The following is a 14,014-nucleotide window of genomic DNA, read 5'->3' on the forward strand; positions in this document are numbered from 1 at the left end:
CGTGCACTGCTGCTCAAACGCCGCGAATTGCAAAACGCCTGCCGTCTCATCCGGAAATGTTCCGCCGAAAAAAGCCCCGCCCCTCGCCATGAAAACTAGCAGGAGCCGCCGCGCCGGGCGGCCACGGCCGATATTCGCGCCGGTTTGGCCGACGTGCAGCATCACCGGAAAGAGGCTAGCCTCGGCTTTCCGCCCCCCCGGGAGCTGCACCATGGCGCTGACGCTCTACGCCCATCCCTTCTCGTCCTATTGCCAGAAGGTGCTGATCGCGCTCTACGAGAAGGACCTGTCCTTCACCTACCGTGTGCTGTCCCCCGAAGACCCCACGGCCGGCGCAGAACTGGCAAGGCTGTGGCCGATCCAGCGCTTCCCGGTGCTGGTCAAGGCTGACAAGACCCTGATCGAGGCGACCGTCATCGTCGAGTTCATCGACCTGATCCGCCCCCTACCGACACCGCTGCTGCCGGCCGAACCCCTGGACGCGCTGGAAGTACGCTTCCTCGACCGCTTCTTCGACAACTACGTCCACACGCCGATGCAGAAGCTCGTGGCCGATGCGCTGCGTCCGGTGGACAAGCGCGACCCTCATGGCGTCGGCGAGGCACGCGCCCTGCTCGACAAGGCCTACCAGTGGCTGGAACAGCGCATGGCCGGCCGCGAGTGGGCGGTGGGCGAAAGCTACACCCTGGCCGACTGCGCCGCCTCGCCGGCCCTGTTCTATGCCGACTGGGCACACCGCATCGGCGAGCAGTTCCCCAATGTCCTGGCCTACCGCCAGCGCCTCAACGCCCGCCCCGCCTTCGCCCGCTGCATCGACGAGGCCCGCCCCTACCGGGCGTTCTTCCCGCTGGGCGCGCCGGACCGCGACTGAGCGCAAAACCCCGCCGGGCAGGCTCATGCCGCAGTGTCACAAGACGGTCATAGGCAGCATTTACCAGTCGCCCCCCGGTCGCCCACCCTGCCCCCGGCCTAAAATGAGGGTGCATAACCATTCACAGGGCGTTCTACAGCCCTGTTACCCAGGGAAACAGACAATGTTCTTTACCGCCCCCCAGGTACGTGCAGCCCTCGCTGCCACGTTCGCACTCGCCCTGCTCGCCGGTTGCGGCAGCCGCAGCGATTCCTCCAACGGCAGCAGCAGCGGCGGCAAGGGCGGCGAAGGCATCCGCGACGGCCGCGTCTACCTGATCAAGCCGGGCGCCAACGCCACCGGCGACATGGTCGCGGCGATGGTCCAGGCCGCGCCCGGCGACACCATCCAGTTCGACTGCGGCTACTTCGAGCTGAGCTCCTCGCTGAACCTCACCGACACCGAGGACGTGCTGGTCAAGGGCTGCGGCAAGGACAAGACGGTCCTGTCGTTCAAGAACAACAACGCCCCCGAAGGCATCCTGGGCGTCAACGTCCATGGCCTGTTCATCGAGGACCTGACGGTGCTCGACACCGGCGGCAACGGCATCGAACTGCGCGGCGTGGACCACGCCTCGCTGCGTCGCGTGCGTGCGATCTGGTCGTCCAACGGCGGCCGCGAGAGCCCCACGCCGATCACCGCCGCCAACGTCTTCGCCGACAACGCCAAGCTGCTCAACGTGCCCTGCACCGACCCGGCCACGCAGAACCCGGCGGCTCCCGAGAACATCCTCGGCGACACCCGCTCGCCGGACTACACGGTCAGCGCCAAGTCGGGCCGCTACGGCATCTACCCGGTGTCCTCCGAGAACATCCTGATCGAGGAAGCCGAGTCGGTCGGCGCCTCCGACGCCGGCATCTACGTCGGCCAGACCAACAACGCGATCATCCGCAAGAGCCGTGCTGCCTTCAACGTCTTCGGCTTCGAGATCGAGAACGTCCGCGGCGGCGAGTACGACACCAACCTGGCGGAGTGCAACACCGGCGGCTTCCTGGTGTACGACCTCGACGGCCTGCGCCAGTACGGCGACCGCTCGCGCATGTTCGGCAACACCGCGCGCATGAACAACACCTACAACTTCACCTCGGGCGGCTTCGTCGGCAACGTGCCCTCGGGCAGCGGCATGATCACGCTGTCCTACGACCGCATCGACGTCTTCAACAACACCTTCGAGGACAACAACACCGCCGGCCTGATCCACGCCAGCTACGAGTTGTTCCCCGAGGGCGCCGGCCGGCCGTTCGAGAAGCGCATCGACTGGTACACCGAAGGCCTGCACGTCTGGAACAACACGTTCCGCAACAACGGCGGCCACCTGCCCCTGCCCACCACCAGCGACCTGCTGGCGCTGGACGTGGCCAAGGTGCTGCCGGCCCTGATCGGCCTGAAGAACACCGCCGCCTGCCTGAACCCGCTGAACTTCTCGCAGTGCCTCGGCGCCGGCAACCTCGGCTACCGCGGCGCCCAGATCATGTGGGACGGCCTGCTCGACACCTGGTCCGACTGCCCCTACCCGGTCGATGCCAACGGCAACCTGGTCCCGCGTGACGAGCGCGGCAAGCCGCTGCTGGGCAGCGAGCACCCGAACCCCGAGTGCCACTACAACCAGTACAAGTTCAACCCCAGCACGCACGAGCGCATCAAGCCCGACTGGTGGTCCTCGTGCATCGACGAAGACAACGTCTTCGAAGGCTCCAGCCCGGACTTCGCCAACTTCCACGGCCTGAGGGGCCTGGAGGTGGTGATCGCCGCCGCCACCGCCGATCCGTCCAAGCCCGCCGACCTGCTCGGCGCCGTGCTCAAGGGCCTGACGGCCACCCAGCTGCTGCAGTTCGCGTCGAGCTACGACATCAAGCCGCACCGCTGCGTCGCCGCCTACGGCAAGAACCTGGCACCGCTGCCGCCGGTGGTGATCCCCGCGTTCAAGCGCAGCGGCGAGTACGACCCGGCGCCGACCGAGGCCGAGATCCAGAAGCTGTGCAAGGCCGGCAGCGCCGGTACGGTGAACTTCGCTGCCGCCGAGCGCGTCAACTGCCCGACGCTGGACCAGTACCACCTGTTTGCCGACGCGCAGGACCCGCGCAGCGCGCCCAACGGCCAGGGCACGCCGTTCTCGCTCAACAGCAAGCTGTTCTCCGACTACTCGGTGAAGTACCGCGTGGCCTTCATCCCCCCGGGCAAGAGCGCCGTGTACCACGACGCCAAGGAAGGCGGTGCCGTCACCGGCGCCAACATGACCTACAGCTTCCCCGAGGGCACGATCATCGCCAAGACCTTCACCTTTGCCGACGAGGATGCCGGCACCGAGGTGCCGGTGGAGACGCGCCTGCTGATCCGCCGCGTCAGTGCCAAGGGTCATGTGCGCTGGGTGGGCCTGCCGTACATCTGGGAAACCGTGAACGGCAAGCGCGTCGCCAAGCTCGCCCTGGGCGGCGGCACCGCCTCGGTGCACTGGAAGACCACCGACGTGGATTCCGGCACCGTCCACAGCGGCTCCACGCCGGGCTACCTGATCCCGCACGGCAACCAGTGCCTGAGCTGCCACTCGCGCGAGGACGGCGAAGCCGGCTCCGCCCCGATCGGCCTGAAGGCGCGCTTCCTCAACAAGGCCTACAAGCCGGAGTCCAACTTCGTGAAGGGCCCTGCACACCCGGTGCTGGGCCAGAACCAGATCGCCTACTGGTGCAACAGCGGCCTGCTCAGCGGCTGCCCCACCGACCTGGGCGTCAACCCGGCCACGCAGATCGCCACCAAGGTCGAGCGCATCCCTGCGTTCAACAAGCCGGGCGACGCGGGCTTCGCCGCCGGCTCCGGCGAGGACATCGAGTCGCGCGCCCGCGCCTGGCTGGAAGTGAACTGCCAGCACTGCCACAACGTGCGCGGCTTCGCCGCCAGCACCGGCCTGTACCTCGACTCGATCCGCAAGGTCGACAGCACCTACGGCATCTGCAAGAGCCCGACCGCCACGGGCCGCGAGGGCACCGACAACGGCACGCGCCACCACGACATCAACCCGGGCAACCTGGAAGATTCGATCCTGCCGTTCCGCATCGGTCCCACCGCCACCACCCCGGCGGCGCGCATGCCGCCGCTGGCGCGCAGCGTGGTCGACGAGGAAGGCTACGCGCTGGTCAACCAGTGGATCCGCGACGTGGTCGTGGTCGACGAGGCCAAGTACCCGGGCTCCTCGAGCTGCACCAACTAGCTGGAAGCAGAAGCTGCAACAGGAAAGCCCGCGCAAGCGGGCTTTTTTGTTGCGCCGCTGGCAGCGCTACCCTGTCGCCAGCGCGGCGCGCTCCGCCAGGTTCAGCGGCTTGCCCAGGCGCCAGCCTCAGTCGGCCAACGCGTAGTCGCGCGTACGCGGCGGACAGTAGTCCGAACCCAGGCAGAGCACGCGCAGGCGGTCGGCCAGGCGCGGGTTGTGGCGCAGTTCGTAGAGGATCTGCGCGCAGCCCGCCAGGCCCAGGCGCAGCGGGTTCATGCGCAGGCGCGGCCGTCCCTCCAGCCCGGTCTGAGGCTGGTGTTCCGTCAGCGGCCGGAAGGTCCCGAACAGCCGGTCCCAGAGGAAGAACATGCCACCGCCGATATTCACCAGGTTGCCGCGGCGGCCGTTCTCCGCCGCCTCCGAGGAGTGGTGCAGGGTGTGGTAGGGGCCTTCCGACACCAGCAGGCTCAGCGCACGCAGCGCGCGACTGCGCCGCGCCACGTGGTACAGCGCGCCCTGGTGGCTGAAGGTGGTCGCGCCCGCGCCCAGCAGCTTGTAGACGACGATGCAGGCCACGACCGTGCCCAGGTCCTGCGTGATCAGCCTGGCGATGGCCGCGAACACCAGCACGTACAGCGGCGCCGCCACCAGGAACAGCGGGAAGGCGAAGAACACCGCCTGCGTCGCCGGCTGGATCAGTTCCGGCGTCATGTGATGCGTGCGATGGAACAGCAGCCAGAACAAACGGCTTTCGTGCGACAGGCGGTGCGCCCAGTAGTGGAAGAAGCCACCGACATTGACGATCAGCAGGAAGGCCAGCCAGCCCGGCACGTCGACCAGGGTGGGCAGGCGCTGCGCCAGCCCGCGCATCGCGTGCAGCAGCGCGTCGAAACTGCCGAAGGCTTCGGTGAAGCCGAAGCCCAGCGCCCAACCCGCGGCGGCGATCAGGGCCAGCGGCAGCAGGATGCCCAGAGCATTGATCGCATTGAGCCCGAAGAAGGTCACCAGTTCCCGCAGCGGATAGGGCCGCCCGAACACCGCCGGGTAGCGCAGGTAGCCGGCAATGATGATCCCCGCGGTCGCCGCCAGGTTCAGCAACAACAGCGCCGCGAACCCGAGTTGCGCAGAGCTGTAGCCAAACAGCGCAGCGTCGCCCTGCCCCAGCTCCCGCCACAGCTGCCGCAGGGGCGCCAGGCTCCAGTCGTCGCCCAGGCCCGGCCCCAGGTAGGCGACGTAGTGCGCCCAGCCCAGGAAGCTCAGCGCGAACCACAGCGCGAACAGCACGACGAAGGCCGTGCCCGCGCGACGGTACTTCTCGGAGACCGGCGGGATCTCCCCATTCCAGAGGCTGGCGGCTTTCATTTTTTCATTTCACTGATCGTTTAGTCAGCCAAATATGTCACTGACTACTCTATCAGTCAAATGCTAGGATGCCGCCCATGCACAAGGACACCCCGCGCTCCCGCCAGGCCGAACAGGTCAAGGCCACCATCCTCGAGGCGGCCATCCCGCTGTTCGCGCGCGGCTACGACAGCGTCGCCGTGCAGGACATCGCCGCCGCCGCCGGCCACAAACACTCGCTGGTGATGTACCACTTCGGCAGCAAGGAGAGGCTCTGGGAGCAGACCGCGGAGCGCCTGATGCAGCGCTTCGACGCCGCGCACCGCGGCCACCTGGGTCGATTGCGCAAGGACGCCAGCGACCGGCAGAAGCTGCGGCAGTTGCTGCTGGCCTTCGTACTCGCGCTGCGCGAACTGCCGGCCTACGGCCAGATCCTGCTCAGCGAAGGCGTGCAGGCCTCCGGCCGCCTGCTATGGCTGCACCGGCACTTCTTCCCTTCGGCTTTCCTGGAGATGCAGTTCGAGGACGCACGCCTGCGCGAACTGCTGATGAAGGTGACTCTGCCGCGCAGCGCGATGGTCGGCGCCCTGCTCTATACCGTCGTCGCCGCGCCGCAGATCGCGATCAGCGCGCAGCAGGATGGCAGCGGCATCGCTGACGGCATCCATCCGCTCGGCGATGCCATGGCGGAACGGCTGGTCGGGATGATGTGCGATTTCGTCCTGTCCCAGCTCGACGGAAAGCCGAGACGCAGGCGCTGACGCGCCGGCAGCCGAACCCCGCGTCGTCTGTATCGGGGTTCGAATCCCTCCCTCTTTGATCTGGTGTTGCGCCGGATGAATCGCTCCGATCTAACCGTACACGGATTCCGTTCAACCTTTCGGGATTGGGCTGCGGAAAAGACATCCTACCCGCATGAAGTGGCTGAGATGGCTCTGGCACATACCGTCGGTGACAAGGTCGAGGCGGCATATCGCCGAGGGGACCTCTTCGATAAGCGCTTCCAACTTATGGAAGACTGGGGCAAACAGTGTTCTCCGTGAGGCACCCAGAAGAAGAGGGTTGGCGAAAACGTCATGGCCGTGACAAGGGCAGATTGTTGGCGCTACCCCACTCCACCGGCCGTTACCACGGCCTGCGTCAGCCCAGCCGACCCCGCCAATGACCACCCACCATCGACAGGCAACACCACTCCCGTGATATAGGACGCATCAGAGGAACAAAGCCAGAGTGCTACACGGGCAATCTCATCGACTCTGCCGTAGCGACGGCAGGGAACACTGGCGATCAAGGCATTCGCGATAGCAGGATCAGGAGCGAGTCGCCGCATGCCTTCAGTGTCCGCAATAGGACCCGGCGCGATCGCGTTTACGCGGACGCCTTCCGGCCCCCACTCCAAGGCACAGGTGCGGGTGACCTGGTCCACGCCTGCTTTTGCGGCGCAAGCATGGACCTGGAAAGCGGTCGGTATCCATGCCTGGGGTGCCGTGACGTTGAGGACAACAGCTCCCGGCTTTCGCAGATGCTGGTATGCAGCCCGAAGCACGTTGAAGGTTCCGAGAAGGTCAATATCAATAACAGCCTTGAATGCGTTTGGCGAAAGCTGAGATGCAAGCGACAGGAAATTTCCTGCGGCCCCGGAAATCAGAACGTCGATTGGCCCCCAAGTGTCGACGGTCCGCGACAACGCCGAAGCCACTGCTTCGTAATCGCGCACATCGCTGGCAAAGCCCATCGCACCGCTACCATGCACGTTCAATGCTGCCACCGCAGACTCAACCTTTTTTTCGCTACGGCTTAGCACGCCAACTCTTGCGCCGCATGCGGCGAAGGCCTCTGCCATGCCAAGGTTAATGCCGCTAGTGCCGCCAGCGACGAAAACAACCTTTCCTTGATAACTCAAAAATCCACTCCTTCCCAACAAGCGCAGCTGACACAAGAGAAAAGCTGGAATTCCCAATACCCAGTATTTCCCGAACGATTCGTTGCTACTCGGAGGCGAAGCTGCTTCTCTTCAAACTGAGCCGATCTATCTTTCCGGTCGCAACGCGCGGCAAACCTTCTGAGCGCACAGCCACGTGTTGGGGGATTTTGTAAGGCGCTAGTCTGCCGACCAGGAACTCGCACAGCTTCTGAGGCAACAGTATCCGGCCTGGTCTGGGCACTACGGCGACGCCAACAGCCTCACCCAGCCGGTCGTCATGCACCCCGAACACACACGCCTCCAATACGTCGGGATGCTCGTAGATCGCCGCTTCCACCTCGTTGCAACTGATGTTCTCACCACCCCGGATGATGATTTCCTTGATCCGTCCAACGATATACAAGAAACCTTCAGCGTCGAATTCGCCGAGATCGCCGGTCTTGATCCATCCCTGCTGCAAGGTCTCGCGGGTTGCGTCTGGCTTGTTCCAGTAACCGTACATATTGGTGACACTGCGAATCCAGATTTCGCCGCGATTGCCGGGCGCGAGGCCGCAGTCATGTCCGCTTTCGTCAACCAGCTTCAGGCTCACCAGCGGCCATAGCGCGCGGCCCACGCTCGATGGTCGCGCTTGCAGATCCTGGCCGCCAATCACGGTACCGGCGCCGCAGGTTTCGGTCATGCCATATCCGGTGTTGGGGGCCACGGAGGGCATCTTGGCGCCCAACTCACGGATGCGCTCTGGCGGCGTGGCCGCGCCGCTGCCGCTGAACAGCTTGAGGCTCGAGAGATCGTAGTGCTCGCGGTCCGGCGCATTGAGTAAATCGGCCGCCATGGTCGGCACGCCGGCCACTGTACTGATTCGCTCGGCTTCCACCAGCCGTAGCGCCTCGGAGGGTGACCAGCGGTGCATCATCACGATCTTCTGGCCCATCAGTAGCGACATCAGAAACACCGAGTTGCAGCCACTGACGTGGAACAGCGGAATCGTCAGCAGCACAGCCGGCGGCCAGATCGAAGGCGCCGGCGGCACCAGTTGCAGCGAGGCCAGCGTGTAGTGCAGCCAAACCCACAACTGCTGGACCACCGCGCGGTTGTCCAGCGCCACGCCCTTGGGTTGCCCGGTGGTGCCCGAGGTATAGAGGATGATCGCCAGGTCGTCCGGCCCCATAGCGGAGGGTGGCGCGGCATCGTCCGGCGCGGCAGCGGTCGCCGCCTCGAAACTGTGGACTCCGGGGGGCAACACACCCTCGCTGCGTGCGACGATGGCGCGCAACTTCGGTCCCAGCAGCGGCACCAGTAGGTCCAGGCGCTGGGGGTCCACCAGCACCAGTTCCGCGCCGCAGTCCTTCACACCATATTCGAGTTCCCGCGCACCCCACCAGGAATTCAGCGCCGCCACGGTGCCGCCGGCGATCTGCACGGCGAGGAAGCCGACGATCCATTCCGGCATGTTGCGCATAGCGATACCCACGCACCTGCCAGGTCCGACGCCGTAGTCCTCCGCCAGCACACGGGCCAGGCGGCACGCCAGGCGGTGGGTTTCCGCGAAGCTGTAGCGCTCGTCTTGGTAGACCAGGAAGGGCGCCTCGCCGTATTGCGGAAAGACGCGGTCGCAGAGCGCGCGCAGCGATGCCGGTGCGTTGGCGTAGGCCGGGTATTCCATGTCGCCGACCCGAGCACCGCCGACCGTGAAGTCCGGCGCGGCCTGCGAAATCTGGCGCATGATCTGTTGTACTTTCTCGGTATCGCTCATCTGCTCGATCTCGTTGGAACTGCGGTAGGGATTCAGGGCGACGGCAGCGCGGCGATAGCCGCGACAGCACTAGGCCAGTACTCGCGGAACTCGCCGGCGTAGTCGTCCTCCAGACGATTCCTGCGGTCGAAGACCATCGTTGTGCGGCGCCGCTCGTCATAAGCGGGCCAGTCCGGCAAGCCCGCTACCGCGGGCCGGCCGCTGCGCGCGAAGGCGGCCCAGGCATCGGCCATCAGTTGTGCCTGCGCACGAGTAGCTTCGTCGGCGGCGAGCAGCCCGCCGGCATCGGGCACGTTGTCCAGGCATAGCGCACAGTCCACGCCGTGGATCGCGCGCAGCCCCGGTGGCGCGGCCCGCCAGTCCACCTGGTAGAGCCAGGTGCGGCCTGGATGCGCGGCGGCGTGCGCCTCCGCCGCCTGGATCGTCGGTATGCGGAAGATCGCGTCGCTGAGCACGCGATCACCGAGTTCCGCACGACTGGACAGCGGCATCAGCCCACGGTAGTGAGCCACCGCCGCGCCGACGTCGCCGCCCGGCAAGGCGTCGGCGATGGCCATCAGGATCAGCCGCGAGGCCAGCACGCCGGGAATCGGCATCACCGCAGAGAACATCTGGCCGTCGTCGGCGCAGCAGCCCAGCATCAGGTCAATGTCGTTGGGTGTGCCCTGCTGGAACACCCGGAGGGGAAAATCCGGCAGTGCCGCGTCGCCCACCGCTAAATAGGCACCGACGCCACGGCTGCCACGCAGGCCGTAGCGGGCCCTGCCTCCCTTGCGGGCGGTGCGGTCGATGCAGTGGTGCAAGCGGTAGAGCGCTTCGTGGTCCAGCGACAGCAATGCAGCCTCGTCTCCAGGCTCAAGGCCACTCGCCTTCAGTGCATCGGCGACCAGGCGATGGTTCTCGGCGGCCGGCGACATCATCGTGGGGTTGCCGCTCATCGCGATGGCCCGTCGGAACAGGCCCTTCGCCGCCGGACTGGCCGCGAGCGCGTAGATGCCGACGGCGCCGGCAGACTGTCCGGCGATGGTCACGGTCGCCGGGTCGCCTCCGAACTGGCGGATGTTGTCCTGCACCCATCGCAGCGCCGCAATCTGGTCGAGCAAGGCGCGGTTGTCGCAGCCGAACCCGTCGGCATACAGGCTTCCGGCGTGCAGGATGCCGGGCGGACCGAGACGGTACTGCAGGGACACGAACACCAGGCCACGACGCGCCATGCCGGCACCGTCGTAGTCCGGGCTGGCGGCATGGCCGCCGACGAAGGAGCCGCCGTGAATCCATACCATCACCGGCATATTGGCGCCGGGATCCGGTGCGGGGGTCCAGACGTTGACCGTCAATTGGTCGTCGCCCTGCTCCAGCCTGCCGTCGCCGTTGATCGCGGCCGTGATCGCGGCAAGATACGGTCGCCGCATGAAAGGCAGCGGCCTCGAGACCTTGATGTACTGCCGACCGATGACGCCGAAATGACGGGCGTCGTGTTCGCCGGCCCAGGGCTCTGCAGGCTGCGGCGGCAGCCAGCGTGCGCGCGCCGTGATCGGCTGCGCGTACGGAATACCCTTGAAGATGCAGACATCGCCGCTGCGGTGTCCGCGCAGCCGGCCCTGCCGGATCGTGATCCGGATGTCCGGGTCCTCTGCCAGGCCGCCGCCGGCAGCAGGATCGCTGGTGCCCCGATGCGTCGTCGTCATTCTCGTCCTCGCTGCCAGTGTGGAACCGTAATTCCGTTCCGCATACTCATCAACGTGCGCATGAACCGCCCGAGATCGGTAACCGCGCCGCCAGCGGCAGATCGCGAGATGAGCTGCCGACACGGATGCCGTAGCAGCCCGGACCCTGCACCCAGCCGTTGCGATCAGTGTCCCAGTAAGAGAACGCGCGCGCATCAAGATCCAGCGTCAGTGTCTGCGACTCCCCAGGCTCCAGGAAGACCTTGCGGAAACCCTTCAGCTGCCGCGGCGGCTCGCCGAGCTCCGGCGGGAACTCCACGTAGACCTGGGAAACCTCGGCGCCACGCCTTGCGCCGCTGTTGCGCAGCCTGAATTTCAGGCGGGCGCCGTTGCCGGCCTTGGTCACCGACAGCCCGGAGAATTCGAAACTGGTGTAAGAGAGACCGAAGCCGAAAGGGAACAGCGGCTCGATAGCCTGCGCGTCATACCAGCGATACCCAACCTGCAACCCTTCCGAATAGCTCAACTGGCCATCGACGCCGGGATAGCGCTCGGGCGTGCTGGTCGGGGTATCCGCGTAAGCCTTGGGCAAGCTGATGGGCAAATGACCGGAGGGATTGGCTTCGCCGTACAGCAGGTTTGCCAGCGCGTTGCCGTTCTCCGTACCAGGGAACCAGGCATAGATCAGGCCGCGCACCTGGTCGATCCAGGGCATCTCGATCGGCGCCGCCGCGTTGACCACCACGATCGTGTTCGGGTTGGCGGCAGCCACGGTTTCCACTAGACGGTCCTGGTCGAACAGTGGCAGGTCCAGGCAGCTCGGTCCGGTGAGCCCGCAGAACCAGGGGCCGAGGCTCATCGACTTGATGTCTGCGTCCTCGCCACCACCCTGCGCTACGACCACGATGGCGAGGTCCGCGGCGGCGGCCATGAGTGTCGCGTCGATGCCGGTAGTGCCGTCGGCATACAGGATCGTGTCGCCGCGCGTCGCGGCGAGGGCGCCGATGCCCTCCTGCGGGCTGACCGGCAGAGGCAGGGGCGCGGGCCGTGAGCCGCCACCGCCGGCAGCCGTCAGCACCGCGCCGACGGGGCTCGCGGCGGCACCGATCAGTGCGATCCGGCGGCCACGACCGCGGTCGAGCGGCAGCAGCTCGCCGTCGTTCTTCAGCAGCACCATCGACTGCTCGCCGATGCTGCGCGCCAGTTGGCGATGGGCCGGGGTCGCCGTGCTGGCGAGCAGCGCCGGCAGCGGTTCCGACGGCGGGTGATCGAACAGGCCTTCACGGAACATCGGCACGAAGATGTGCCGCATCATGGTGTCGAGCTGCGCCTGCTTCAGTTCGCCCCTGTCGATCGCGGTGCCGATCGGTTTGCCGTAGAACGGCGGGATCGCCACCACCGCCATCTCCATGTCCGTCCCCGCGTTCACCGAGTCGATGGTCGAATGCATCGCCCCCCAGTCGGTCATTACGAAGCCGTCGAAACCCCAGTCACGCCGCAGGTAGCCGTTGATCAGCTCGGGATTTTCGCAGGCATAGGGCCCATTCAGCCGGTTGTATGAGCACATGATCGTAGCGGCCCCAGCCTTGACCGAAGCCTCGAACGGGGGCAAGTAAATCTCACGCAGCGTACGCTCGTCGACGTTCACGTTGATCGTCATGCGCTCCGTTTCCTGGTCGTTCGCCACGAAATGCTTCGCCGAGGTCAGCACCGGCCGGCTCTGCACGCCGCGGATCGTCGCCGCGGCCGTCTCGCCCGACAGCAGCGGATCCTCGCCGTGATACTCGAACTGCCTCCCGTTCAGCACCGAGCGGGCGATGTTCATGCCGGGGCCCAGCCACACATTGATCCCCTTGGCCAAGGCTTCGTCCGCTACCGCTTCGCCGAAGCGCTTCGCCAGCTCCGGGTCCCAGGCCGCCGCGCGGGCGATGCCGGCGGGATAGGTCGTGGTGCCGAGCTGCGCCAGCCCGATACCGCTGGTGCCGTCGCTCATCTTCAGGGCCGGAATACACAGTTCCGGGATATCCGAAATGTGGCCGACGCTGCCGTAGTAGACATAGAGTCCCGGGAACCCGAACGAGGTCATGTGCAGCTTCTGGTCCTGGCTCATTGCCGCAATCAGCATCTCCGCACGCTGTTCCGGAGCCAGCGTGGCATCCATCCAGGGACACTGTGCGATCCTTGGATCCGGATTCGCGTCGGGCGGCTGATCGCCCCCGGACACCGCGGGCGGCAGCGTCCGCGATTCGACCGGAGACGAGCTTTCACAGCCAGCCAGGAGAGCTGCCAGGAGCAGGCCCGCCAGCCTCGATGCGAACAGGACGTTCATGAAGTCTCTCCCGGGGTGCAGCTGTTACATGCCGTCATGTCTTGGCCTTATGTTCTTGTTGCCGATTCAGGGATTGCAGTCCGCAGGCACCCGGTGGGTGACGGTCAGGACCCCATTGAGGAGATGCTTGCGGAACCGCTCTGTCGAATAGGAAGCCGGTTCATGCCCGAGGGCGGTGTACCAGGCGCGCCCGCCGAGGTTTTCGTGGCACCAGCTCATCGGGTGATCGCCCATGGAGCCGGAGACGATGTTCGGAAAGTCCAGGATCAGCGAGGTATTCGGATCCGGCAGGTAGGTCTTCTCGTCAAGGCTCAGCAGCACCTTCACCTTGCCTCGCGGATTGCTGCGGAAGGAGTAGAACTCGTCGATCAGGATGCGCCAGCGTGCCGGCAGATGCGCGGTGGAAGGCTGGTCCGGCGCCTCGTTGACCAGCACCGCCGACTGCGGCAGCAACGGGTGACTCTTGAACCAGGCACCGACCAGTTCACCGTAGAACGGCCAGTCGTACTCTGTATCGGCCGCCGAGTGAACGCCGACATAGCCACCGCCGCCGCGGATGTAATCCTCGAAGGCCGCCTTCTGCGGCGCTTCCAGCACAGTTCCGGTGGTGTTGAGGAACGCCACGGCGGCATATTTCTGCAGATTCTGCGGCGTGAATGCCGCGGGGTCCTCGGTGGCATCGACGCTGAAACCGTTCTGCTGGCCCAGCTCGCGCAACGCGCGGATGCCGTCGGGAATCGAGTTGTGGCGAAAACCCGTGGTGCGCGAGTACACCAGCAGATTGAAGGACTCCTGCGTGGCCGTTGCGGGCGCGGCACTGGCGCCGTCACAGGCCGCAAGGCCCAGCATCAGGAACAACACTAAGAGTTTTCTCATGACGTC

At 65.9% G+C, this 14,014-nt stretch carries 9 protein-coding genes and 1 pseudogene; 4 read left to right on the forward strand and 6 right to left on the reverse strand.

All coding sequences use genetic code 11. The annotated features are described in order from the left end of the window. Positions 1-211: 211 nt before the first annotated feature. Together D0B54_RS18600 and D0B54_RS18605 are read left to right on the forward strand one after the other, a co-directional pair. Positions 212-871: a glutathione S-transferase family protein gene (locus D0B54_RS18600; RefSeq protein WP_117292995.1), complete on the forward strand. Its 660-nt coding sequence runs from the start codon at positions 212-214 to the stop codon at positions 869-871. Positions 872-1,034: 163 nt separating this feature from the next. Further along, positions 1,035-4,115: a parallel beta-helix domain-containing protein gene (locus D0B54_RS18605; protein WP_117292997.1), complete on the forward strand. Its 3,081-nt coding sequence runs from the start codon at positions 1,035-1,037 to the stop codon at positions 4,113-4,115. A gap of 126 nt (positions 4,116-4,241) precedes the next feature. On the opposite strand, the gene D0B54_RS18610 is transcribed toward D0B54_RS18605, so the two are convergent. Next, positions 4,242-5,477, reverse strand: a complete 1,236-nt coding sequence (locus D0B54_RS18610; RefSeq protein WP_117292999.1) for a sterol desaturase family protein — start codon at positions 5,475-5,477, stop codon at positions 4,242-4,244. 77 nt (positions 5,478-5,554) lie between these two features. Here D0B54_RS18610 and D0B54_RS18615 point away from each other — a divergent pair, with 77 nt between their 5' ends. Then, positions 5,555-6,217: a TetR/AcrR family transcriptional regulator gene (locus D0B54_RS18615; RefSeq protein WP_162932548.1), complete on the forward strand. Its 663-nt coding sequence runs from the start codon at positions 5,555-5,557 to the stop codon at positions 6,215-6,217. Positions 6,218-6,280: 63 nt separating this feature from the next. Further along, positions 6,281-6,499, forward strand: a pseudogene (locus tag D0B54_RS25240) (tyrosine-type recombinase/integrase); the annotation flags it as partial. A 62-nt stretch (positions 6,500-6,561) separates the two neighbouring features. Here the strand turns inward: D0B54_RS25240 and D0B54_RS18625 are convergent. From D0B54_RS18625 to D0B54_RS18645, 5 genes are all read right to left on the reverse strand, one after another. After that, positions 6,562-7,359: an SDR family oxidoreductase gene (locus tag D0B54_RS18625; RefSeq protein WP_117293003.1), complete on the reverse strand. Its 798-nt coding sequence runs from the start codon at positions 7,357-7,359 to the stop codon at positions 6,562-6,564. Between the two features lie 85 nt (positions 7,360-7,444). After that, the gene (locus tag D0B54_RS18630; RefSeq protein WP_117293005.1) at positions 7,445-9,136 is read right to left on the reverse strand and encodes a class I adenylate-forming enzyme family protein; all 1,692 of its coding nucleotides are present in this window, start codon (positions 9,134-9,136) and stop codon (positions 7,445-7,447) included. Between the two features lie 32 nt (positions 9,137-9,168). Beyond that, a complete protein-coding gene (locus D0B54_RS18635) occupies positions 9,169-10,824 on the reverse strand; it encodes a carboxylesterase/lipase family protein (RefSeq protein WP_162932549.1) in 1,656 nt (551 codons plus the stop codon). Between the two features lie 49 nt (positions 10,825-10,873). Further along, positions 10,874-13,132 carry a glycoside hydrolase family 3 C-terminal domain-containing protein gene (locus D0B54_RS18640; protein WP_117293009.1) on the reverse strand — a complete coding sequence of 753 codons (2,259 nt, stop codon included), beginning with the start codon at positions 13,130-13,132 and terminating at the stop codon, positions 10,874-10,876. A gap of 66 nt (positions 13,133-13,198) precedes the next feature. Further along, the gene (locus D0B54_RS18645) at positions 13,199-14,008 is read right to left on the reverse strand and encodes a ThuA domain-containing protein (RefSeq protein ID WP_205527174.1); all 810 of its coding nucleotides are present in this window, start codon (positions 14,006-14,008) and stop codon (positions 13,199-13,201) included. Between the last annotated feature and the right edge of the window lie 6 nt (positions 14,009-14,014).

Origin of the sequence: Solimonas sp. K1W22B-7, assembly GCF_003428335.1 — a bacterium.
Classification (GTDB): domain Bacteria; phylum Pseudomonadota; class Gammaproteobacteria; order Nevskiales; family Nevskiaceae; genus Solimonas_A.

What these genes read in the sequence shown, in the direction of transcription:
- D0B54_RS18600 (WP_117292995.1), top strand. Translation starts at nt 212, where the DNA reads ATGGCGCTGACGCTCTACGCCCATCCCTTCTCGTCCTATTGCCAGAAG.
- D0B54_RS18605 (WP_117292997.1), top strand. Translation starts at nt 1,035, where the DNA reads ATGTTCTTTACCGCCCCCCAGGTACGTGCAGCCCTCGCTGCCACGTTC.
- D0B54_RS18610 (WP_117292999.1), bottom strand. Translation starts at nt 5,477, where the DNA reads ATGAAAGCCGCCAGCCTCTGGAATGGGGAGATCCCGCCGGTCTCCGAG.
- D0B54_RS18615 (WP_162932548.1), top strand. Translation starts at nt 5,555, where the DNA reads ATGCACAAGGACACCCCGCGCTCCCGCCAGGCCGAACAGGTCAAGGCC.
- D0B54_RS18630 (WP_117293005.1), bottom strand. Translation starts at nt 9,136, where the DNA reads ATGAGCGATACCGAGAAAGTACAACAGATCATGCGCCAGATTTCGCAG.
- D0B54_RS18635 (WP_162932549.1), bottom strand. Translation starts at nt 10,824, where the DNA reads ATGACGACGACGCATCGGGGCACCAGCGATCCTGCTGCCGGCGGCGGC.
- D0B54_RS18640 (WP_117293009.1), bottom strand. Translation starts at nt 13,132, where the DNA reads ATGAACGTCCTGTTCGCATCGAGGCTGGCGGGCCTGCTCCTGGCAGCT.
- D0B54_RS18645 (WP_205527174.1), bottom strand. Translation starts at nt 14,008, where the DNA reads ATGAGAAAACTCTTAGTGTTGTTCCTGATGCTGGGCCTTGCGGCCTGT.